Origin of the sequence: Sphingomonas sp. (assembly GCF_035998645.1) — a bacterium.
Lineage (GTDB): Bacteria > Pseudomonadota > Alphaproteobacteria > Sphingomonadales > Sphingomonadaceae > Sphingomonas.
On sequence record NZ_DASYHL010000004.1, the window covers coordinates 860205 to 882015 of the forward strand.

Genomic DNA, 21811 nt, shown 5'->3' on the forward strand with positions numbered 1-21811 from the left:
GCGGGCAATGCGCAGATTCGGTTTCGTTTTCCTGACTTTCCTGCTGGCACTGGTCGCGCTTCCCGCCGCTGCGCAGCCGGCCGGGCAGAACAATCTGACCGTCGATCTGGTCGCGGAAAGCGATACTCCCGCGGCCGGGAGCGAGGTCACGATCGCCTTCGTCGCCAAACCCGATCCGGGCTGGCACGGCTATTGGAAGAACCCGGGCGACGCAGGCCTCGACACGCGGCTTGACTGGACGCTGCCACAGGGCGTGACCGCGGGCGAGCTGCGTTATCCTGTGCCGACGCGGCTGATGATCGCCGGCATCATGAACTATATCTACAAGGGCAATTACACCCAGTTCGCGACGCTCAAGATCCCCGCCGGCCTCGCCCCCGGCACCGCGCTCCCGATCGCGGTGCGCGCCGATTACCTGATCTGCACGGACGAAATCTGCGTCCCGGAAACCGAAAACCTGACGATCAACCTGACCGTCGGCGACGGCACCATCACCCCCGAACGCCGCGCACAGTTCGACCAGTGGCGCCGCCTTTTGCCCAAGCCGCTCGGCAGCGAAGCGAAGTTCCAGGTCACCGATGGCACGCTGCGCATCGCAATCCCGTTCCCCGCATCGGTCGATCTGTGGAAGGACGCCTATTTCTTCGCCCAGACCCCCGACGCCGTCACCTATTCCGCGCCGCAGAGCGTCACCCGCGACGGCGACACGCTGATCCTGTCGGTCAAGGCCGGGTCGAAAGTCCCCGAACGCCTCGACGGCATCCTCGCCACCGGCGAGCGCGATGGCTTCGCACTCACCGCCGTCCCCGGCACAGTCGCCGCCGTGGCCGCAGCGCCAGCCGCAATCGACTGGAGCGCAGCCTTGCTCGCGCTCGGCGGCGCACTGCTCGGCGGGCTGATCCTCAACATCATGCCGTGCGTCTTTCCGATCCTCAGCCTCAAGGCGCTGAGCCTGGCCAAGAGCGGCACCAGCGAAAGCGCCGCCCGCGCCGAAGGGCTCGCCTACACCGCAGGCGTCGTCCTCGTCGTCCTCGCGCTCGGCGGCCTCATGCTTGGGCTGCGTGCGGCGGGGGCGAGCGTCGGCTGGGCATTCCAGCTCACCGACCCGCGCGTCATCCTGCTGCTCCTCCTCCTCGTGCTCGGCATCGCGCTCAACCTCGCCGGCCTGTTCGAACTGATGACCCCGAAGTTCGCCGGACGCCTCGCGGGCGGAGGTTCGGGCGGCGCATTCATGACCGGCGCGCTCGCCGCGTTCATCGCCACCCCCTGCACCGGACCGTTCATGGGTGCAGCGCTCGGCGCAGCGCTCGTCCTGCCCTGGTACATCGCGCTCATCATCTTCCTCGGCCTCGGCCTCGGCCTCGCGCTGCCGTTCCTGCTGCTCGGCTTCGTCCCCGCACTGCGCCGGATGCTGCCCAAGCCCGGCGCGTGGATGGACAGTTTCCGCAAGATCCTGTCGGTCCCGATGTTCCTCACCGCGATCGCGCTCGCCTGGGTGCTCGGCGGCCTCACCGGGGTCAACGGCATGGCGACCGGCCTGATCGTCGCGCTCGCGCTTGGCGTGGTGCTGTGGGTGCTCGGCCGGCGACAGATCCGCGGAGCCGGCAACGGCATCGCCTGGGCGCTCAGCCTCGCCATCGTGATCGGCGGCATGTGGCTGGTCGGCGGCATCGAGAAGCCCGCCGCCGCTGCAGCCAGTGCCTCCGGCGCACAACCGTTCACCGAAGCCAAGCTCGCTGACCTGCGCGCCCAGAACAAACCCGTCTTCGCCTATTTCACCGCCGACTGGTGCGTGACCTGCAAGGTCAATGAAAAGGCCGCGATCGAAACCGATGCGGTGCGCGACGCCTTCGCCAAGGGCGGCGTCACCGTCCTCGTCGGCGACTGGACCGACGGCGACCCCGCGCTCGGCCGCTTCATCGAACGCCACAACCGCGCCGGCGTGCCGCTCTACCTCTGGTACCCGGCCGGCGCGAGCGAACCTCAGGTCTTGCCGCAGCTTCTCACCCAAGGCATGTTGACCGAGCTAACCGGGGGCAAATGAACCGCAGATCAAGGAGATGAGCCGATGCACCGACTGATCCCATTTGCCGCAGCGACCCTCGCGGCCCTCGCACTCCCCGCCGCCGCGCAACAGAGCAACGGCGCCAAGGCGACCGATTTCAAACTGACCGACGCCAGCGGCAAGACCGTCCAGCTCAGCGACTTCAAGGGCAAGACCGTGGTGCTGGAGTGGAACAACCCCGGCTGCCCGTTCGTGCAGCGCCATTACGAAGGCAATATGCAAAAGACCCAGGCCGCGGCCAAGGCCGGCGGCGTGGTGTGGCTGACGATCAACTCGGGCGCACCGGGCAAACAGGGCTATATGCAGGGTGCCGAGGCGCAAAAATGGGTCGGCGACAAGAAGGCGACCCCCGCCCATTACCTGCTCGACCCCAAGGGCGTGGTCGGCAAGGGCTACGCCGCCAAGACCACCCCGCACATGTACATCATCGACGGCGCGGGCACGCTACGCTTCCAAGGCGGCATCGACGACAAACCCGCCGCCCGCGTCGAGGAAATGGGGTCGGCACGCAACCACGTGCTCGCCGCGCTGAACGAGATCAAGGCCGGCAAGCCCGTCTCGGTCGCCCAGACCACGCCCTATGGCTGCTCGGTCAAATACGCCGAGTGATGGGCTTTCCTTCCCTGTGATAGGGGGCAGGGAAGGAGAGAAGGCCGGGGGAAACCCCGGCCTTTTTGCGTGGGGGGAGGTGAGTCCCTCAATTCCTCCCCTGCGAAGCAGGGGAGGGGGACCGCCCGCGCAGCGGGTGGTGGAGGGGCCGCCCCGCAGAGGGCGGAATTTTGCCGAGCTGTTCACGGCCGTCTGCGCGGCCGCCCCTCCGTCAGCGCTACGCGCTTCCACCTCCCCTGCGGCGCCGGGGAGGAATAGCGGCCCCGCCCGCTACCTTCTTCGCCCCTCCCGCTTGCGGGAGGGGTTGGGGAGGGTCTTCTTCTTCTTCTTCTTCTTCTTCTTCTGCTGCGTCTTCCCCCTCCACACCCAACCCAAAACCCGGCGCCCGCCTCAGCTCCCCACCAACGTATAAACATCCACAGCCGCAGACGCCGACGGCGCCCGGATCAGTGCAATCTCACCACCCATATCATGCGCCCAATCCCCGGCATCGACCGCGACATAGCGCACCGTTGCGGGAAGGCTGACGATTTCCGCCTCCGCTCCGCCCCGCCCCGAACGGACCCGCAGATAGAACCCCTGCGTCCCACGATACAGCGCCACGCAACTGCCATGCGGACCATAGGTGCTGCTATCGATCGCCTGCGGGTCACAGCGCCGCTTTCCCTTCAGTCTGGTCGCGGGATCATACGTGATCCCTTTCTCCACGAACGACAGATCGGGAGTAATGCGGACGGGTGCGGCGCCGCCCCGATTCCAGAAATAGCCGCCGCCCTTGAGCCGAGCCACGGCGCTATTGGGATCGAACCCCTCAACATGCACCGAGCAGGACGGCGCGCTGGCCGCAAAATGGAACGTCGTGCGATATTTCAGCCGCGCTGAAAGCGACCGAAACGCCGCATCCGTTTCAGGAGCCTCCTTTGCTTCCATCACCGTCCCGACCGGGCATGGCTGCGGTTCGGATGGAGCAGCGATTGCCGCCGGCAGCGCCATCATGCTTCCCAGACTGAACCCTATCGTCAGCACCGCTATCTCCCGTCGAGCGCAACCCGCACCGTTCTAGGTCGCCGAACGACCGTGATCCACCAGCGATTGTCCGCCGCCGGGAGGCGGTCCCAACGCCCAACCAAATCGTCACCCCGGCCCCGTGCCGGGTCCACCCCACCCAACGCGCAACGATCGAGCCTCAACTCCCACGCCAGCCTCCCGGTGGACCCCGGCACAAGGCCGGGGTGACAGAGGGGGCAATTGTGAGGAGCCTCTTCTCAGGTCTCGTTCTGCAACGCCCCCGCTTCGCCCTCCCAAAACCGATCTAGCTTTATCCACCAACGGCGCGTTTCAGTGCCAAGCCATCGCTCCACGGTGACGCCATTCCTGTTGTTGCCACCCGATTGATTTTGAATAGACTCAAGAAATCCGATGCTCGCGGCTTCGGCGACGTACTCATCGCCTTCCACGTGCCAGCGCTCGACGACCGCGAATATGTCTTCGAAGTTTTGAGTGTCCTTGTTCTTCAAACGATCAAGCACATGCTCGGCGAGCGAACTCAGCGCGATATAGAGCGGCGGGTCCGGGTCATCTTCCCATTCTGCCAAGAACGCTGCCCAGCGAGGTTGAAATGAGGGGTCAGCCGCGAGGAGCGGCTCGAACATGTTCGCGCGGGTAAGCAAAGGGCGATGCATTCCGCATAATCGCGCGCCGGACCACGGTCCGCAATGGCCCTAAGCTGCCCTGCGCCGCAAACTCCTCCCACACACTTTGTTGGATACAAGTTGGAAATTTCCTGATCTGCTCCCCCCATGCCGCCGACCCTTCGCCCTAGCACCACGCCCAGCCTGACACCCCGGTCGCGCGCCCGTCGCGCACCTGTCGCGTCACCGTCGCCTAACAGTCGCCTCCCAGTCCCAAACCCGTCCGCTCCCAGTCGCCTCACCCCAAAACACCCCCATGATCGTCAGCTTCGTCGGACACCCCCACACCCCCTTGTGCGACGCAACAAAGCATTGCAGCATGGAACCGTAACGGGGTTCGGGACTTTGGAGGCCTGATGGGGGTAAGCCGCGCGTTCGACGAGATCTGGGGTCATGGTGGGCCGGCAAAGCCGCGACCACAATTCAACGAACTCGCGCGCTGGATGGCTGACACCCCGCACGCCGAACTCCACCGCCGCCAGCAATCGGCCGAAGCGACCTTCCGCCAGCTTGGCATCACCTTCGCCGTCTATGGCGACACCGATGCCAGCGAACGGATCATCCCGTTCGACATCGTGCCGCGCATCTTCATGCACGACGAATGGACCCGCCTGTCCGAAGGGTTGGTTCAGCGGGTCGAGGCGATCAACGCCTTCCTTCAGGACATTTACGGCGAGCGCCGCATCCTCAAGGAAGGGGTGCTGCCGCCCGAACTGGTGCTGCTCAACCCGCAATTCCGCCCCGAAGTGGTGGGCATCCGCCCGCCGCACGATGTCTGGGCGCATATCTGTGGCATCGATCTGGTCCGCACCGGCCCCGACGAATTTTTCGTGCTTGAGGACAATGCCCGCACCCCGTCGGGCGTGTCCTACATGCTCGAAAACCGCGAGGCGATGATCCGCCTCTGCCCCGAATTGTTCCGCAGCTTCCGCGTCGCCGCGGTCGACAGCTACAGCGACATGCTGCGCGAAACGATGCGATCGGTGGCGCCGGAGCGCAGCGGCGCGAACCCGGTGTCGGTCGTGCTGACCCCGGGCCATTTCAACTCGGCCTATTACGAACACAGCTTCCTCGCCGACACGATGGGGGTGGAACTGGTCGAGGCGGCGGACCTGCTGGTCGATGACGACATCGTCTATATGCAGACGATCGCCGGGCGCGTCCGCGTCGATGTCATCTATCGCCGCATCGACGATGATTTCCTCGACCCGCTCGTCTTTCGGCCGGATTCGATGCTCGGCGTCCCCGGCATCATGGCCGCCTACCGCGCCGGCAATGTCACGCTGATCAACGCCCCGGGCAATGGCATTGCCGATGACAAGGCGATCTACAGCTACATGCCGGAGATCGTGAAATTCTACTCCGGCGGCGAGGCCAAGCTGCCCAATGTCGAAACCTGGCGTTGCCGCGAGCCCGATGCGCTGAAGTACACGCTCGACAACCTCAAGGATCTGGTGGTCAAGCTGGTCGATGGCTCGGGCGGCTATGGCATGCTGGTCGGCCCGACCGCGACCAAGGCGGAAATTGAGGCATTCCGCGCCGCGCTGATCGCCGAACCGCATCGCTATATTGCTCAGCCAACGCTGGCGCTGTCGACTGTGCCGACCGTCACCGAAACCGGCCTTGCCCCGCGCCATGTCGATTTCCGCCCGTTCGTCCTCAGCGGCTCCGACGGCGTCCGCGTCGTCCCCGGCGGCCTGACCCGCGTCGCGCTGAAGGAAGGGTCGCTGGTCGTCAATTCCAGCCAGGGCGGCGGGACCAAGGACAGTTTCGTGCTGATGCCCGACGGCCCGGTACAGGGGCAGGAACAGACGCAGGTGGTGTCGTGATGGGCGCTCTCAAAATCCTCTCCGGAATGGGGAGGGGGACCGTCGCGAAGCGGTGGTGGAGGGGGCCCGAGGCAAGCGAGTCGGTTCGCGGAGGGCCCCCTCCGTCAGCGCTACGCGCTGCCACCTCCCCGTGCCGGGGAGGATTTTAGGATGCGCATGCTCTCCCGCACCGCGTCGTCGCTCTACTGGCTCGGCCGCTATGTCGAGCGCGCCGACTTCATCGCCCGGCTGGTCGAAGCGACCGTCCGCCTCGACGCCCTGTCCGCCCGTCCGGCGGGGGAGGCGGCCTGGGCCAGCGCGCTCAGCGTCACCTATACCGAAGAGGCCTATGCCGCCGCGCACCAGACGATCAGCCAGCAGCCGGTGGCGCATTTCCTGACGCTCGACATGAGCCACCCCGGGTCGATCGTCCGCTGCCTTGAACAGGCGCGCAACAATGGCCGCGCCGTCCGCACCGCCCTGACCCGCGAAGCCTGGACCGCGATCAACCGCCTCTGGCTGCTGTTCGCCAAGCGCGTCAGCCCCGGCGGAGCGGCGACCACGCTCGCTTTGGTCGAAGGTGTGATGGCCGAAGCGCGCGGGTTCGAAGGCGCGATCCACCGCATGATGGGCAATGAAGCGACGATGCTGATCCAGCTCGGCGCCGCGATCGAGCGTGCGGACAACACCGCGCGCCTGCTCGACGTCAAATACCATCTGTTGCTGCCAGAGGGCGAGCGGGTAGGGGGGCTGGTCGACCGAGACCAGTGGACGACGATCCTCCAGACCGTCTCGGCGGTCACCGCCTATCGCTGGCTGTATAGCGACGGGCTGCGGCCATCGAACGTCATCGACCTGCTGATCACCCGCTCCGAACTGCCCCGCAGCCTCGCCGGATGCGTCGAGGAGGTGGTCGAGCAGCTCAACGCCCTCGCCAAGCGCACCGGGCTTCAGGGTGAAGCCGACCGCATGGCCCGCGCCCGCATCGCCCGCATGCAAAAGACCCGCGCGCACGAAGTGATCGTCCGTGGCCTGCACGAGTATCTTCAGGCCTTCATCCGCGAAAATGCGCTGCTCGACGCCGCCATTGCGCGCCAGTTCAGGTTTATCTGATGCGCTTGGCCATCGACCACCAGACCCGTTACCGCTTCAGCGAACCGCAACAGCGGCTGGTCCAGACATTGCGCCTGACTCCGGGCGATACGCATGACCAGACCGTCGTGGACTGGCGCATCGACGTCGATTGCGACGTCCGGCTGCGCGATTCAATCGACGGCTTCGGCAACCGCGTGACGATGCTCTATGCCGAAGGGCCGATCGACCGGATCGAGATTACCGTGGCGGGGCAGGTGCTGACGACCGAAGCCGATGGTCTGGTCCGCGGCAGCAACGAGCTGCTCCCGCCGCCGATGTTCCGCCGCATCACCGCCCGCACGACGCCCGACGCGACGCTGGCCGAATGGGCGCGCGACGCGGCGGGAGGCGGGGAGGTGCTTGCTCAGCTGCACAGCTGGAACCTCGCGCTCTGCCAGCGTTTCCCCGACGCCGCCGACCGCCCCGACCACGGCGCGACCGCCATGGAAGCGTTCGAGGGGGGCGATCCCGACTCCCGCGATCTCGCCCATATCTTCATCGCCGGCGCATCGGCGCTTGGCCTGCCGGCGCGCTTCGTCTCGGGATATCGCAATTGCGGCGAGGGGACATGCCTCCCGCATGGCTGGGCCGAGGCATGGGTCGATCGGCTGGGCTGGATCGGCTTCGATCCCTCCGCCGGGATCAGCCCCGACGCGAACTATGTCCGCATGGCCACCGCGCTCGACTTCAACGGCGCCGCCCCGATCGTCGGCATCCGCCAGGGCGAAGGCGTCGAGGAATTGTCAGTGGAGCTTCAGGTCGAACGAATGAACGGCGACGCTTGATTACGCGAAAGCGCGCAGCTTGACCGGCTGCGGCGCTGCCTCGGTCACCGTGGCATCGGCATCGTCCGGCATCCGCGACCAGCCATTGGGGCCAAGCACTTCCATCGGCCGGTACCGCGTCTTGTACGCCATCCGGTCGCTGCCCTTCACCCAATAGCCCATATAGACATAGGGCAGGCCGGCGCTGCGGGCCCGGACGATATGGTCCATGATGATGAGGTTGCCGAGGCCCTGTCGCTCGGGATGGTCGGCGGCAAAGAAGCTGTAGATCATCGACAGCCCATCGGCCTGCTGATCGGTGATGCAGGCCCCGACCAGCGCTCCGCCCAGTTCCTCAGGCTCGCGATATTCGATGACATAGGTGCTGACCGGCGACTGCTCGACCATGTCGGCATAGTCGGTCTCATCCATCATCGTCATGCCCCCGCCCGGATGCCGCGCCGACAGGTAGCGGCGCAGCAGCGCATATTGCTCCTCGGTCGCCCAGGGGCGGCACGCGGTGACCGACAGGTCCGAATGGCGGCGGATCAGCTTGCGCTGGGTAGCGTTGGGGCGGAACTCGTCATTGACGACGCGGACCGACAGGCACGCGTTGCACCCGACACAGCTCGGCCGATAGGCGACCGACTGGCTGCGGCGAAACCCGATCCGGCCGAGCGCGTCGTTGAGCTCGCCGGCATGGGGGCCGTTCAGCTCGGTGAAGATCTTCCGCTCCTGCCGCCCGGGCAGATACGGACAGGTCGAAGGGCTGGTCACGAAAAATCGTGGAAAGCGCGTCAGTGCCGTCACCCGTTCGCCCCTTTCAAACCACGCATTGTGCGTCGAACGCGATCCTTATGAAGCGGCGAAATCACGATGAAAAGGCGATTTACCATGAAAATGGGTTAACGCCGGACCAGTCATTATTCGGGATTGCGCGACCGCAAGGCACGTCAAGCCGTAGTCATACCGTAGTGCTGATTCGGTGGGGAGGGCGCGACGACTCGGCTCGTCGCACGCGCGATTCGCTTCGTCCCTCAGCTGTGGACAAGTTGAGCCTTAGTCGGGCGGATGCCGCTACGGCAGAGCTGACTTAGTCCAGCTCTACCATGCTCACCGAATATCCCGCCGCCCGCAGCGCCGCCATCAGCCGGTCGAGATGCGCGCCATCGCGGGTCTCGCACTCGATGTCGGTGATGAGGCCCTTGGCCGGGAGCGAGGTGAACACGCGCTGGTGATACACCTCGATGATGTTGACGCCCTGTTCGTGGAAGATACGGCTGACATGGAACAGCGCGCCGGGGCGATCCTGCAAGCGGATGCGCAGCCGCGCGAGGCGGCCCGATCGGGCCAGATCGCGCAGCAGCACATTGGCGAGCAGTCGCGTGTCGATATTGCCGCCACACAGCACGATGCCGACCGTCTTGCCCGCGAACCGCTCGGGGTTCGACAGCAGCGCGGCAAGTCCCGCCGCGCCCGCGCCCTCGACCACGGTCTTTTCGATCTGCAGCAACAGGCTGACCGATTCCTCCAGCTTGCGCTCGCTGACCAGCACGATGTCGTCGACCAGCGCCTCGATCACCCGCGACGTGATCGCGCCGGGATCACGAACCGCGATGCCCTCGGCCAGCGTATCGCCGCCGATCGGCAGATCGGTGCCCTTGATGCGGTTGTACATCGACGGGAACAGCTCGGCCTCGACCCCGACCACTTCGATCGGACGGTCTGCGGCCTTGGCCACCGTCGCCATGCCCGACGCCAGCCCGCCGCCGCCGATCGGGACGATCAGCGTGTCGATTTCGGGCACATCGGCGAGCATCTCGAGCGCGACGGTGCCCTGGCCGGCCATGATCCGCGGATCGTCGAACGGATGGACGAAGGTATAGCCGTTCTTCGCTTCCAGCTGGCGGGCATGGGCATAGGCTTCGTCAAACGTCTCGCCCTCCAGGATCACGCTCGCGCGATGCCCCTCGGTCTGGGTGACCTTTACCGTTGGGGTCGGCTTGGGCATCACGATCGTGACCGGGATGCCGAGGCGATTGCCGTGATACGCCAGCCCCTGCGCATGGTTGCCGGCGGAGGCGGCGATCACGCCCTTCGCGCGCGCGGCATCGTCGAGCTGCAGCAGCGTGTTGAGCGCCCCGCGCTCCTTATAAGCTGCGGTGAACTGAAGGTTCTCGAACTTCAGATAGACGGTCGCGCCGGTCAGGTCGGACAGCGTCTTGCTGTGCAACGTCGGCGTGCGCACGATCGACCCGCCAATCCGCTCCGCCGCCATCTGCACATCGGCGAGGTCGAGGGGGAGGTCGGTGGGTGCGGGCACAGCCTGAGTTGCCATTGTCGATACTTTCCTGGCTCCCGGTAACGCCGCCGGGCCGGTGGGCGCGCCCTAGACCATCTGGCGCGACGGGGGAACACCGCCTATTCGAATGTCCCGCCAAGGTCAGGTTTCCGCCCGGCCGTCGCTTTCGGAGACCATTGTGCGCCTTCCCGTCTCGCTTGCCCTGATCGCCACGCTGTTGCTTCCCGTTCCTGCCCTCGCCGATGCGCTGGTCGACAATGTCGATGGCATGACGCTGGACGAACAGGGGGAGGTGGTGCGCTTCACCGGCATCGTGCTGTCGCCCGACGGCAAGGTCGTGAAGCTGCTCAAGCGCGGTGACAAGCGTCCCGAACGCCCCGACTGGCGCGCCGACCTTAAGGGGCGGGTGGTCATCCCCGGCATGGTCGATGCGCACGGCCATGTCATGAACCTCGGCTTCCGCGCGCTCGCGCTCGACCTGTCGGCGACCCGTTCGCTGGCGGAGGCGCAGGATGCGATCCGCCGCTATGCCGCCGAGAATGCGACGCGGCGCTGGATCACCGGTGGCGGCTGGAACCAGGAAGTGTGGGGCCTTGGCCGCTTCCCGACGGCTGCGGAACTGGATGCTGCGACCGGTGACACCCCAACCTGGCTGGTCCGCGCCGATGGTCATGCCGGCTGGGCCAACAGCGCTGCGCTGAAAGCGGCGGGGATCACCGCCGCCACCAAGTCTCCGAGCGGCGGCCGGATCGAACTGGTCGCGGGCAAGCCCGGCGGCGTGTTCGTCGATGCCGCGATGGAGCTGATCGAAAAGGCGCTGCCCCAGCCCACCCCGCGCGACCGCAACGCGGCCTTCGTCAAGGCGCAGGACATCCTGTTGTCGATGGGGGTCACCGCCAGCGCGGACATGGGCACCAGCGTCGATGACTGGCTGACCTATCGCCGCATGGGCGACCTTGGCCTGCTCCGTATGCGCATCATGAGCTACTCGGACGGCGTCGAATCCGCGCTGCGCATCGGCGGCGGCGGCCCGACGCCGTGGCTCTATGGCGACAAGCTGCGGATGGGCGGGATCAAGCTCTACACCGATGGCGCGCTCGGCTCGCGCGGGGCGTGGCTAAAGGCCCCGTATAGCGACGCGCCCGGCAATCGCGGGTTGCCGTTCCTCACCGACACGCAATTGTCCAATTTGATCGTGCGCGGCGCGATGGACGGGTTCCAGTTCGCGATCCACGCGATCGGCGACCGCGCAAACCAGCAGGTACTCGATGCGATCGCCGAGGTCAGCGACACCTATAAGGGCGATCGTCGCTGGCGGATCGAGCATGCCCAGGTCATCGATCCCGCCGACCTCGCCCGCTTCGGCAAGCTCGGCGTGATCGCGTCGATGCAGCCGGTCCATCAAAGCAGCGACCGCACGATGGCCGAAGCGCGCGTCGGCGCGGCGCGGCTCGCGGGTGCCTATGCGTGGAAATCGATGCTGACCAACGGCACGCGGATCGCGTTCGGATCGGACTATCCGGTCGAAAGCCCCAATCCGTTCGAGGGCTGGGCGACGGGTTTCACGCGGCAGGACGCGCAGGGTCAGCCCTATGGCGGCTGGCGACCGGAGGAAGCGCTTACCCGCGAACGCACCTGGCGCGCCTTTACGATCGATGGCGCATATGCCGGCTTTGCCGAAACCCGGTTCGGCCATCTGGCACCGGGCATGCGCGCGGACTTCATCGTCGTCGACCGCGATCCGCTGCTCGCGTCGCCGAGCGAGTTGCGCGCGACGGTGGTGATCGAAACCTGGGTCGGCGGCGAGCAGGTCTATCGCCGCGCGGGCAGCGACGCTTCAGGCGGGCGATAAGCTAACCCGCGAAAACCCTTTCGGCCCGCCCATCCGGACCGCCACCACGAGGGAGTGGGTGGCGGGCCGGGGAGCGGGCCGTTCGCGCTCCGGGAAGGACGCGCGAAGGGGGTTTGTTGCTATGCCGCCAGATTCAGCGGCGCCGCTGCGTGGCGTGCGCCAGTGACCGGCTGGAATGCGCTGGCATGTTCGGCGAGGCGATCGGCTTCGGTGCTCAGCGTCTGTGCGGCGGCGGAGGTCTGTTCGACCATTGCCGCATTCTGCTGGGTCGCGCTGTCGAGCGACTGGATCGCACCGGACACTTCGCTGATGGCATTCGCCTGTGATCGGCTGCCTTCCGCGACCGTGTTGAGCAGGCTGTTCACCTCGTCCACATCGGTGGCGATCCCGACCAGCGCGGCGTCGACGCGGCGCACGGCCTGGACCGCGCCTTCGATGTCGACCTGCGTTGCCGTCAGCTGCTCACGCGCCTGCTTGGATTCCTCCTCGGCGCGCATGGCGAGTGCGGACACGAGGTCGGCGACGACCGCGAACCCGCGCCCCGCTTCACCCGCACGGCCGGCTTCGACAGCGGCGTTCATGGCGAGAACGCGGGTCTGGAACGCGATCTTGTCGAGGCCCTCGATGACATCGTCGATGCCCTTGGCGCTGTCGGACACGCGGGTCATCGCCTGCATCGCCTCTTCAGCGACCGAGCGGCCCGACACGACGGCACCATGGGCGCGGTCGGCGCGGGTCACGGTGTCGCCCGCAGCGGCCGAGCTTGCCCGGACGCTGCCGTCGATCTGGGTGACGGCGGCGGCAGTTTCCTCGATCGACGCGGCGTTGCTTTCGGTGCGACGCGCGAGGTCGTTGGTGGCGCTCGCAATTTCATTGGTGCCGGTGCGGATCGCATCGACGCTCTGGCTGACCGCATAGACCAGGTTGCGCAGGCCAGCGACGGCGGAGTTATAGTCGTCGCGCAGTCCCCGATAGGCCGGCGCGACATCACTATCGATGCTGTGCGAGACATCACCGGCCGACAGGCGCTTCAGCGCGCCGCTCAGCAGGTCGACGATCTTCTTCTGCTCGGCCTCGGATGCCTGCTTTGCGATTTCGGCCTGATCCTTGGCGATCGCAGCGTCGCGGAAGACGTGGAGCGCGCGGCCCATGTCGCCGATTTCGTCGCGGCGCTCACCGGTCTCGGCCTCGACCGCATGGTCGCCTGCGGCAAGGCGGCCCATCTTGCCGACCATGTCAGCGACCGGCTTGGCGATCGAGCGGTTGAGCAGGAAGGCAAGGCCCGCCGAAAGCGCCAGCATGATCGCGATGCCTAGGCCGAGCGTCCAACGCACGCCAGAGCGCAGCCGGCTCTCTTCGGCATCAGCCGCCTGGACGCGGGCCTCCTGCGCGGCGTCGAGCGCCTTGATCGCGTCGCGGATGCGACCGAGCTGCTTCTTGCCTGCCATTTCCTGAGCTTCCAGGCGGGTGGCCGGATTGCGAGCCAGCGCGATCGTTGGCTCCAGCTTGTCCTTCTGCCATTCGGCGGTCGCTGCGGAGTATTCGTCGATCAATGCGCCGAAATCATGCCCCTGCGAAACCGTGCGGATCTCCTCCACTGCGGCGCTGACCTTGTCGCGGTTTTCGACATAGGTCTCGAAGAACGCTTCCTGCCCCAGGATGGTGAAGCCGCGCACGGCATTCATCTGTTCGAGCGTCAGATAGAGCAACGTCTGGCTTTCGCTCGCGCCGGTATGGGCATTCGTCTTTTCGATCTGCGCCTTTTCAAGTCCACCGAGAGCACTGAAGATCAGCGCGCTCACACCGGCAAAGGTGAGGAGAAGGACAAGGAAAGAGGCGGCAAGTTTGCGCCAGATTGGCCAGTTCTGCATCGGGTTCGAGCCTTTGATTGTCACGGGCGGGGGCGCGGCACCGCGCGCTCCCTGGTCCAGCCACTATAGACCCGCTGCAGTCGTTCCGGTCGGGCAAGGGCATGGAATCGCGCTGCTACCGCGCGGCGAAACGGCCCGGACCCAGCTTAATTCCTTGCTAACCATCAATATTGCCCGGTCGCGACCGGATCGGTCTTCGGCCTACCAAAATGCAAGGGCGGGACGCGCTGTGCAACCCGTCGCTGGGCCTGCGTCTAGGACCTGGCTGCAGAAGCGGCCACTCTTTCCAGAAGGAATATGATCATGGGTTTTTCCGTTAACACGAACATGGGCGCGATGGCGGCTCTTCAGAGCCTCAATCAGACCAACAAGTCCCTGGCTACTACCCAGAGCCGCATCAACACCGGTATGAACGTCGCGTCGACCAAGGACGATTCGGCTGCCTTCGCGGTTGCACAGACGCTTCGCGGCGATCTGGGCGGCCTGAAGTCGGTCGGCTCGTCGCTCAGCCGTGCAAAGAGCACGGTTGACGTCGCGGTTGCCGGCGCCGAGCAGATCTCCGACATCGTCAATCAGATGAAGGCGAAGGCGATCGAAGCTTCGGACGCGGGTCTGGACGCAGCAAGCCGTACCTCGCTTGCAGCAGATTTCGATGGCTTCAAGGAGCAGATCGAAACCGTCATTGAATCGAGCGAATTCAATGGCACCAATCTGCTGAAGGCGGCAAGCGGCTCGGTGAGCGCGCTTCAGTCGACCGATATGGCGGCTGACACGCTCGACGTGGCGAACCAGGACTTCACTGCGATCGTGACCGCGATCGGCACCACCTTCACCGACGCCGCTACGGCGGAGACGATGGTGGGCACTCTCGAAACCCAGGCCACTGCCATCAACACCAAGATGAGCACCCTGGGCGCTGCCTCGCGTAAGATCGAGGGCCAGCAGTCGTTCGTCAGCAAGCTGTCGGACGTGATCGAGAGCGGCATCGGCAACCTTGTCGACGCCGACCTGGCGAAGGAATCGGCCAAGCTCCAGGCACTGCAGGTCAAGCAGCAGCTGGGCGTGCAGGCGCTGTCGATTGCCAACCAGGCGCCGCAGACGATCACGTCGCTGTTCCGTTAATATCATCTACCCTGACAAAGGCGGGTCGGGACGCGCAAGCGTTCCGGCCCGTTTTTTTGCGCTCTTCTGTTCGGCTTCGCCGAATTGCGGCACCGGCCCGCTCCCCCACCCGGCCACCCACAAGGTATCTTCGATGGGTGGCCGGGTGGGGGAGCGGGCGGAGCAGCCCAAGGCTCTGGCGATGCGGAGCATCGACGGACAGGCTGCGGAGGGAGGTGCCGCCAGCGCGTAAGCGCCAAAAAATGCTGTGAAATTTACCGTAGCCGCACCCGTGGAACGGTTGACGTTTCTATAACAATGGCATGGTAACCAGCGCCCCCCGCATAAGAGAGATCATCGACGCCACCGGCATCCGATTGCGCGTCGCGATCGAGGCCGGCGCGCGCGGCACATCGGTCTGGCTCAGCCGACCCGACATCGACGCCGAAGTGCGGCTCGACGTACATGGCGCGGACTTGCTCTGCGGCTATCTCGTCGCGGCCCGGCTGGCGGGGCGGCAGCAGCTTCCCGACGAAACCTCGCTCGGCCCGCTCGCCGCGATCTTCAGCCTCTCCCACGATCCGGTCGTGCGGATCGAGGTACGCCGCCATCTTCTCGACGACGCGATGCTCACAATTCCCGCGACGATGTGGGACCGGCTCTATGCCGAATTGTGCATCGTCGGGGCGCATGCCCGCGCCTTGGGAGGCATCTCCGCGGCCAGTGCCGCCGCCTAGTAGAACTACAATAGGTAATCGCGCAGTATTTCGCTTCTCCAATGAAACCGTCATTTGATGAAGCAACAAATGGGCGCTCGAAGACAGGGACCGAGCAGGATGGATCCACGCGAAACACATATGCTGAAGAACGACCCGGACCGTCGCGTCTGGGGGATGGGACCTCAGCCCGAGTTCCGCGTGAGCGTCACGCTGACCCTCGCCGACGCGGATCGACTGTGGAACGCAGCGCGCGATCGGTTGCTGGCCGCACCGGGCGCCAGCGAAGAGATGATCGAGGAAACGATCGGCCCGGCCGAAGCGCCGCAGCTCGCCGATTGCGTTGCCTTGCTGTGCGCGCCGGCGCTGGTGCCGGGCTGCTCGGTCGATGACTTTTGGGTCGATGCCATGCCCGGCCTGCCCAGCCAGGACGCCATCGCGGCCTGACATGAAATAAGGGGCGCGCCACTGGCACGCCCCTCACGAGATCCCCCGAAGAAGGGGCCGGCGCGATCCCTCCCGCCGGCCCCTTCGACGTTTTGGGCCTTATCCCGCCACCGGGCCGTCATAGGGCCGGCGCGCATAATAGCCGAAGCCGGCGATAACTGCGTAGCACAGCGCCGGAAGCGCGAACGCGATCGCGAGGCTGCCGGTCGAGTCCGCGATCGCGCCGGTGGCGAGCGGAATGACCGCGCCGCCAAAGATCGCGATGTTGATGATCCCCGATCCATCCGCCGCCCGGCTACCCAGCCGCTCCGACGCCAGCGCGAAGATCGTCGGGAACATGATCGAGTTCATCAGGCCGATCGCGAGCAGCGAATAGGCAGCGACCGTGCCGCTGGTGTTCGCCGAGATGATGATCAGCGCAACCGCACCGACCGCAACGCAGCCGAGCAGCTTGCCCGGGCTGACCACCCGCATCAGTGCCGAGCCGATGAAGCGCCCGACCATCGCGCCACCCCAATAGAGTGCGATCATCCAGCCCACGACCGATTCCGGCTGCCCCAGCACCCGATCGAGCGCGAGATAGTTGATGATCAGCGACCCGATCGACACTTCCGCGCCGACATACAGGAAGATACACAGCGCGCCGAAACCGAAGCGCGGGCGCTTGACCAGATCGAGCCCGGCAAAGCCCTTGCTCGCCTCATGCCGCTCGCCCTTCAGACGGTTGCGGAACAGCCACACCGCCATCGCGACCACTGCGAGCGCGGCGGCGATGCCCAGATAGCCGTTGACGATCGCCTGGCTCTCCGCGCTGCGATAGGCGGCGAGTTCGGCGCCCGACAGGTCGGCGGCCGTGACGCCGGCGATGCTGCCGAGGATCAGCGCGGCACCAACCAGCGGGAAGATCGTCGTGCCGAGCGAGTTGAACGCCTGCGCAAAGGTCAGGCGGCTATGCGCCGTCTGCGGCTTGCCGAGCAGCGAGATCAGCGGGTTGGCGACGACCTGAACGATCACCACACCGCTCGCCAGCACGAACAGCGCGCCGAGGAACAGGCCGTAGGTCGCGGTCTGCGCGGCCGGGATGAACAACAGGCAGCCGACGATCATCGTGGCGAGACCCGCCACCGCGCCGCGCATATAGCCGAGCTTCTTGACCAGCTTTGCGCCCGGAATGCCGACCACCAGATAGGCGGTGAAAAAGCAGAACTGGATCAGCATCGCCTGGGTGTAGTTGAGCGTGAACAGCTCTTTCAGCTTCGGGATCAGCACGTCGTTGAGCGACGTGATCCCGCCAAAGATGAAGAACAGGGCGAAGACGAAAACCTGAAGGTCGGGGGCGTTGACCCCTTGTGCGCCCGGATCGCCCGATGTCGGGTCGCTCGAGCTCATGTCCATGATGGGTGCGGCCAAGGCCCCTCTCCTGATAACGTTGTCAGCTGCGGGGGATGTTTAACGCCGCATGCGCGAAAGGCGAGGGGGAAAGTGCGCAGGACCTATCATGGGGAAATGGGCGGCGTGAGAGACTGTGTGCCCGACAGGCAAAGGCAGGTTGCGCCCAAAGGGTTCCGGTTGCGATCCGCCGGCGATGTTGGTAATGCCGTGACAGAGTATAGCGGTCCCGCATCCACCCTCGGCTAGCGCGGGACGGGTGTCGCGTTAGACGCAATCTGGAGCGACCTGAATGGAAAAGCAGCACGCTGAGCCTGAAGCCGTGACGGACCCGGTATCGTCGGACGCACTCGCACCGCGCTGGGTTGCGCCGCTTCAGTCGATGACGGTGTATTCGATCAACGAGTTCACCCAGCTTGACGCGTTTCCGGGCGACGACGGTTTGGGCGCATTCACCCAGTCCTGAGCTCGGGCGATAGCTTGGCCCAGGGGGCATGAGCGATTTTCGCGGTTATGTTGCGTACACGGCAGAAGCGCTAACCGAGCAAGACCGGGCGCGCGTCGGTGCGGCCTTTTTTGCCACTGGCCTCGCCAAGACCCGGATGTGGCGTGATGATGTCGCCACGTTCGCGCATGTTCAACGAACGGCCACCGCCGAAGACCGCGCCGAGCGCCAGCCGATCGAGGATGGGGCGGGGCGCGTTATCTTGTTCGACGGATATCTGTTCGATCCCGTCGCGCTGCGCGCCGACCTGAGCCTCCCCCCGCGCACCCCGGACTCCCAAATCGCTGCGGCGTGGCTGGACCGGTACGGGTTCGATTCACTGCACCGGCTGCAGGGCGATTTTAGTTGCGCGCTATGGGATCCGCGCGCGCGTCGGTTGCACCTTATCGTCGCCCCCATGGCGATGCGGACCATCTATTGGCATGCGCGTCCGTCCGGGTTCTGGTTCGCAACGACGCTGAGCGCGCTTCACCAGTTTCCGAGCGTTCCCAAGCTGCTCGACCCGCTCCAGCTCGCGCTTCAGTTCACCGTGGCAGTCGGCGACCCGGCCGATACGCTGTACAAGGATATCCGGCTTGTCCCGCCGGGCACCCATCTCACATCCGATGCCCGCGGCGTGCGGCAACAGACCTTTTGGCGTCTCGACACCCGCCGCCGCGTGACGATGAAATCGCCGGAAGCCTATGTCGAGGCGGCGCGCGCGCTGCTCGATCAGGCGGTTCGGCGAACCTTGCGCACGGCCGACGCGCCCGGCGTGATGATGTCGGGTGGGCTGGATAGCTCGGCGGTTGCGGCGTCGGCGGCGCGCATGCTCGATCCTGATCCGCTCGACACCTATACGTCCGAGCCCCCGCCGGACCGGGAACTCGCCGCGCGGGGCGGGTGGTATGATCGTGAGCGGCCCTATGTCGATGCACTCGCGGCGCGCTATCCCAATATGCGGCCGCATTTTTGCCATTCGACCGAGCTCGCTGCATTTGAGGACGATCCTACCCCCTTTTTCCTTGCCGGGGGGCGACCCCAGATCAATGCCGCTCACATCGGCTGGTTCGACCCGATCTATCGCGCCGCCCAACGCAATGGGCACACGGTCCTGTTGACCGGCCAGTCGGGCAATTTGACGCTCAGCTATAGCGGATTGCGCGGCCTGGCTGACCTCGCCCGCACTGGCCGGTTCGATAAGCTCGTCCGATTGCTTCCCGGGGCTGCCCGGTTTCGACAGAACACTTTGTGGCGCACGCTGAAGGGAGAGGTCCTGATGCCCGCATTGCCGCCGAAGCTGCGCGCAGCGCTGTGGCGATGGCGGCATGGCGATGCAGCGCCCTCGACCAAATATGCCGCGATCCGATCGGATTTCGCCGCAAAGGTCGGTCTGGATGCGACGCTGCGGGAACAGGGCAACGATGGCCTTGCATTCTATGGCACCGACAGCCGAAAACTCGTCGCGCATCTGCTAGACGGACAGCGTGTGCGGATGCTCGAGACCATTCGCACGATCCGGGCCTATTACGGTCTTGAACTGCGCGACCCGCTCGCCGACCCGGATCTTGTCGAATTCTGTCTGGCGATCCCGCGCGACCAATATCTGTTGGGCGGTGTCCAGCGCAGCATGGCGCGCCGGGTGCTCGCCGATCGTCTGCCTGACCCGCTGCTCGCCGAGCGGGGTTTCGGGCGGCAGAACCCCGAATGGTTCGCCCGCATCACCGCCCAGCGCGAGAGTTTTGCCGCGGAGATCGAGCAACTGGCCAATGTCCCGCTCGCGGCGGAGATGCTCGACCTGCCACGCCTGCGCCGGCTGATCGACAGCTGGCCTGCGGATGCCGCTGAGGCCGAAACACGTCGCTTCGAATTTGCGCAGCTACTGCCGCGCGCGATTCAGACCGGCCGGTTCATTCGCTGGAGCGAGCGGGGCAATCAATAACCGGCACTTCGCCCAGCGCGCGGACGCGATCGACCAGTGCGGGCAGGTCGGAGAGATGTTCGCTGCGCGCCACCTCCACCATCGGCACCGCATCGGCGAGACGCGCCATGGCGTTGAATATCAACGCCTGATAGCCGAGCGCAGCGCCGAGCTGCCAGCGATGGACCAGATCATAACGGCGCATCGCCTCGACTCCGACCAGACGGCGCATAGGCGGCCGCCCGGCGTCGCGATCGGTCTTGAGAAAGACGATAGGCGCCGGGGGCAGGGCCTCCGGCTGGAAAAGCGCCTCCTGCAGCGGAAGGTTGTACTTCTCCAAACCCTCCCGGCTGCGTTCAAGGTCGTCGGTCGGCACCCCGAGCTGCCGCGCCGAATCCTCCCATAGCCTGACCCGTGGAAACGCCGAAAGGATCCGCAGCGGCTGCCCCTCGATCAGCTGGAGCGCGCAGAGATCGTCGCTCAGCAACCGGTATCCGCTCATCGAAAATGCTGTGGCCAGCGTCGATTTCCCCGCGCCGGAAACGCCCGAGATCAACAAGGCCCGGCCATGGATATCGACCGCGCTTGCGTGCAGCGGCACCAATCCGCGTTGAAAGCACAGGATCGCCAGCACCGTTCCCAGCAAGAAAACGCGGATCATCGGCGCGTCCGGCGGGAGCAGCGGCGCGATGATCACATGCCGACCCGCCTCCACCCAATAGGTCGCGACGTCCGGTACCGCCAGCCGCACACCGGGCGGAGTGAGCTGAACGCCAGGAACCACGCTCGCGAGATCGGGATCGAGCGGCGGCACTGCGCCAATCTCGATCCGCAGGTCTGGCGCGCGGTCATCACCGTGCCACGGCCGAAGGTCCGGCAGCGGGAGTGCGCTCTGCACGCGCCAACCGAAAAGGGTGTAGTGGCTCATAGGATATAGTCAGCTTCCACCGCGCCGCAGCGGGAATTGCAGGGTGCGCGCGGCTTGGATGATGGTCCCGCCGCGCGACTTGGGTATAGGTGGCGCGCGTGATGAAAGGGTAGGGGAATCATGGTCGGTCTGGAGACGGTTGTTGTGCGGAGCGCCGCCATCCTCGACGCCAGTGTCGGCGAGGAAACCGTGCTGATGAGCGTGGAAACCGGCCAATACTACACGCTGAAGGTCACCAGCCGCGCGATCTGGGAACGGTTACGCGAACCTGTGCGGGTGCGCGACCTCTGCGCTGACCTCGCGAACGCCTACCAGGCGCCATTGGACGCGGTCGAAAGCGATACGCTGGCGTTCCTCAACCACCTCGAAGCGCAGAACATGATCGAGCATTGCACGGGCTAACAACGCCGCTCATTCGGCGATTCGGCGTGTGATTCGGTCATGGAATGGCTATGGCAGGTAGGTGTTGCTGTGTCGTAAACCGCAGTTTTCTGCGGGTTTGGTGTGATGCGCAACAAAAATGCAAAAACCCTGTTGACCGAATCCGAAGCCGGGCATAGAAGCCACTCCACCGACGCGGTGCTCCTTACCGGAACGCTTCGACGGTCACCAAAAACCAGACGCACAGGTCGTCCCGAGAAAAAGGGATTAGACGGTGCGTCGGTCTTTGTCGCTATTTGACATTGTGATTTTGATGAAGGGACATGTGGGCGGCGGCCCCGGGTCTTG

General features: G+C 65.6%; 19 protein-coding genes. 12 read left to right on the forward strand and 7 right to left on the reverse strand.

Annotation, left to right across the window (positions count from 1 at the left end; genetic code table 11):
- Positions 1–7 precede the first annotated feature (7 nt).
- Positions 8–2044: a protein-disulfide reductase DsbD family protein gene (locus tag VGN66_RS13645; RefSeq protein WP_327519341.1), complete on the forward strand. Its 2037-nt coding sequence runs from the start codon at positions 8–10 to the stop codon at positions 2042–2044.
- Between the two features lie 24 nt (positions 2045–2068).
- Positions 2069–2674: a redoxin domain-containing protein gene (locus VGN66_RS13650; protein WP_327519342.1), complete on the forward strand. Its 606-nt coding sequence runs from the start codon at positions 2069–2071 to the stop codon at positions 2672–2674.
- A gap of 390 nt (positions 2675–3064) precedes the next feature.
- On the opposite strand, the gene VGN66_RS13655 is transcribed toward VGN66_RS13650, so the two are convergent.
- Together VGN66_RS13655 and VGN66_RS13660 are read right to left on the reverse strand one after the other, a co-directional pair.
- Positions 3065–3670 (reverse strand): hypothetical protein, encoded by a 606-nt coding sequence (locus tag VGN66_RS13655; RefSeq protein ID WP_327519343.1) that lies wholly within the window; start codon positions 3668–3670, stop codon positions 3065–3067.
- A gap of 269 nt (positions 3671–3939) precedes the next feature.
- Positions 3940–4326, reverse strand: coding sequence for a DUF7674 family protein (locus tag VGN66_RS13660; protein ID WP_327519344.1), 387 nt, complete (start codon positions 4324–4326; stop codon positions 3940–3942).
- Positions 4327–4721: 395 nt separating this feature from the next.
- On the opposite strand from VGN66_RS13660, the gene VGN66_RS13665 reads away from it, so the two are divergent.
- The 3 genes from VGN66_RS13665 to VGN66_RS13675 all read left to right on the forward strand — a co-directional run bounded on the left by VGN66_RS13665 (position 4722) and on the right by VGN66_RS13675 (position 8092).
- Positions 4722–6194, forward strand: coding sequence for a circularly permuted type 2 ATP-grasp protein (locus VGN66_RS13665; protein ID WP_327519345.1), 1473 nt, complete (start codon positions 4722–4724; stop codon positions 6192–6194).
- 156 nt (positions 6195–6350) lie between these two features.
- Positions 6351–7286, forward strand: a complete 936-nt coding sequence (locus tag VGN66_RS13670) for an alpha-E domain-containing protein (RefSeq protein ID WP_327519387.1) — start codon at positions 6351–6353, stop codon at positions 7284–7286.
- Entirely contained in the window at positions 7286–8092 is an 807-nt protein-coding gene (locus VGN66_RS13675; RefSeq protein WP_327519346.1) for a transglutaminase family protein, read from the forward strand. Before VGN66_RS13670 ends, VGN66_RS13675 begins: the two co-directional genes overlap by 1 nt.
- Here the strand turns inward: VGN66_RS13675 and VGN66_RS13680 are convergent, their stop codons facing one another.
- Together VGN66_RS13680 and VGN66_RS13685 are read right to left on the reverse strand one after the other, a co-directional pair.
- Positions 8093–8881, reverse strand: coding sequence for an arginyltransferase (locus VGN66_RS13680; protein WP_327519347.1), 789 nt, complete (start codon positions 8879–8881; stop codon positions 8093–8095).
- A gap of 283 nt (positions 8882–9164) precedes the next feature.
- On the reverse strand, positions 9165–10409 hold the full coding sequence (locus VGN66_RS13685; RefSeq protein ID WP_327519348.1) for a threonine ammonia-lyase: 1245 nt from the start codon (positions 10407–10409) through the stop codon (positions 9165–9167).
- Between the two features lie 91 nt (positions 10410–10500).
- Between VGN66_RS13685 and VGN66_RS13690 the strand changes: the two genes are divergently transcribed.
- Positions 10501–12225 carry an amidohydrolase gene (locus VGN66_RS13690; protein ID WP_414713210.1) on the forward strand — a complete coding sequence of 575 codons (1725 nt, stop codon included), beginning with the start codon at positions 10501–10503 and terminating at the stop codon, positions 12223–12225.
- Positions 12226–12344: 119 nt separating this feature from the next.
- On the opposite strand, the gene VGN66_RS13695 is transcribed toward VGN66_RS13690, so the two are convergent.
- Positions 12345–14120 (reverse strand): methyl-accepting chemotaxis protein, encoded by a 1776-nt coding sequence (locus VGN66_RS13695; RefSeq protein ID WP_327519350.1) that lies wholly within the window; start codon positions 14118–14120, stop codon positions 12345–12347.
- A 279-nt stretch (positions 14121–14399) separates the two neighbouring features.
- On the opposite strand from VGN66_RS13695, the gene VGN66_RS13700 reads away from it, so the two are divergent.
- The 3 genes from VGN66_RS13700 to VGN66_RS13710 all read left to right on the forward strand — a co-directional run bounded on the left by VGN66_RS13700 (position 14400) and on the right by VGN66_RS13710 (position 16360).
- Positions 14400–15218, forward strand: a complete 819-nt coding sequence (locus VGN66_RS13700) for a flagellin (protein ID WP_327519351.1) — start codon at positions 14400–14402, stop codon at positions 15216–15218.
- Between the two features lie 302 nt (positions 15219–15520).
- The gene (locus VGN66_RS13705; RefSeq protein ID WP_327519352.1) at positions 15521–15934 is read left to right on the forward strand and encodes a hypothetical protein; all 414 of its coding nucleotides are present in this window, start codon (positions 15521–15523) and stop codon (positions 15932–15934) included.
- A 99-nt stretch (positions 15935–16033) separates the two neighbouring features.
- Positions 16034–16360, forward strand: a complete 327-nt coding sequence (locus VGN66_RS13710) for a hypothetical protein (RefSeq protein WP_327519353.1) — start codon at positions 16034–16036, stop codon at positions 16358–16360.
- Positions 16361–16459: 99 nt separating this feature from the next.
- On the opposite strand, the gene VGN66_RS13715 is transcribed toward VGN66_RS13710, so the two are convergent.
- Positions 16460–17749 (reverse strand): sugar MFS transporter, encoded by a 1290-nt coding sequence (locus VGN66_RS13715; protein WP_414713216.1) that lies wholly within the window; start codon positions 17747–17749, stop codon positions 16460–16462.
- Between the two features lie 292 nt (positions 17750–18041).
- On the opposite strand from VGN66_RS13715, the gene VGN66_RS13720 reads away from it, so the two are divergent.
- Both VGN66_RS13720 and VGN66_RS13725 read left to right on the forward strand, forming a co-directional pair.
- Positions 18042–18215, forward strand: coding sequence for a hypothetical protein (locus VGN66_RS13720; RefSeq protein WP_327519354.1), 174 nt, complete (start codon positions 18042–18044; stop codon positions 18213–18215).
- Between the two features lie 28 nt (positions 18216–18243).
- A complete protein-coding gene (locus VGN66_RS13725; protein WP_327519355.1) occupies positions 18244–20175 on the forward strand; it encodes an asparagine synthase-related protein in 1932 nt (643 codons plus the stop codon).
- Here VGN66_RS13725 and VGN66_RS13730 read toward each other — a convergent pair.
- Positions 20144–20968, reverse strand: a complete 825-nt coding sequence (locus VGN66_RS13730; protein WP_327519356.1) for a hypothetical protein — start codon at positions 20966–20968, stop codon at positions 20144–20146. The genes VGN66_RS13725 and VGN66_RS13730 overlap by 32 nt on opposite strands.
- A 258-nt stretch (positions 20969–21226) precedes the next feature.
- Here VGN66_RS13730 and VGN66_RS13735 point away from each other — a divergent pair, with 258 nt between their 5' ends.
- A complete protein-coding gene (locus tag VGN66_RS13735) occupies positions 21227–21484 on the forward strand; it encodes a PqqD family peptide modification chaperone (RefSeq protein ID WP_327519357.1) in 258 nt (85 codons plus the stop codon).
- The last annotated feature ends 327 nt before the right edge of the window (positions 21485–21811 follow it).

Bases quoted from the DNA above. Each gene is read 5' to 3' on its own strand.
- VGN66_RS13655 (WP_327519343.1), bottom strand. From the start codon at position 3,670: ATGATGGCGCTGCCGGCGGCAATCGCTGCTCCATCCGAACCGCAGCCA.
- VGN66_RS13660 (WP_327519344.1), bottom strand. From the start codon at position 4,326: ATGTTCGAGCCGCTCCTCGCGGCTGACCCCTCATTTCAACCTCGCTGG.
- VGN66_RS13710 (WP_327519353.1), top strand. From the start codon at position 16,034: ATGGATCCACGCGAAACACATATGCTGAAGAACGACCCGGACCGTCGC.
- VGN66_RS13645 (WP_327519341.1), top strand. From the start codon at position 8: ATGCGCAGATTCGGTTTCGTTTTCCTGACTTTCCTGCTGGCACTGGTC.
- VGN66_RS13715 (WP_414713216.1), bottom strand. From the start codon at position 17,749: ATGAGCTCGAGCGACCCGACATCGGGCGATCCGGGCGCACAAGGGGTC.
- VGN66_RS13685 (WP_327519348.1), bottom strand. From the start codon at position 10,409: ATGGCAACTCAGGCTGTGCCCGCACCCACCGACCTCCCCCTCGACCTC.
- VGN66_RS13665 (WP_327519345.1), top strand. From the start codon at position 4,722: ATGGGGGTAAGCCGCGCGTTCGACGAGATCTGGGGTCATGGTGGGCCG.
- VGN66_RS13690 (WP_414713210.1), top strand. From the start codon at position 10,501: ATGTCCCGCCAAGGTCAGGTTTCCGCCCGGCCGTCGCTTTCGGAGACC.
- VGN66_RS13670 (WP_327519387.1), top strand. From the start codon at position 6,351: ATGCTCTCCCGCACCGCGTCGTCGCTCTACTGGCTCGGCCGCTATGTC.
- VGN66_RS13700 (WP_327519351.1), top strand. From the start codon at position 14,400: ATGGGTTTTTCCGTTAACACGAACATGGGCGCGATGGCGGCTCTTCAG.
- VGN66_RS13675 (WP_327519346.1), top strand. From the start codon at position 7,286: ATGCGCTTGGCCATCGACCACCAGACCCGTTACCGCTTCAGCGAACCG.
- VGN66_RS13720 (WP_327519354.1), top strand. From the start codon at position 18,042: ATGGAAAAGCAGCACGCTGAGCCTGAAGCCGTGACGGACCCGGTATCG.
- VGN66_RS13725 (WP_327519355.1), top strand. From the start codon at position 18,244: ATGAGCGATTTTCGCGGTTATGTTGCGTACACGGCAGAAGCGCTAACC.
- VGN66_RS13650 (WP_327519342.1), top strand. From the start codon at position 2,069: ATGCACCGACTGATCCCATTTGCCGCAGCGACCCTCGCGGCCCTCGCA.
- VGN66_RS13705 (WP_327519352.1), top strand. From the start codon at position 15,521: ATGGTAACCAGCGCCCCCCGCATAAGAGAGATCATCGACGCCACCGGC.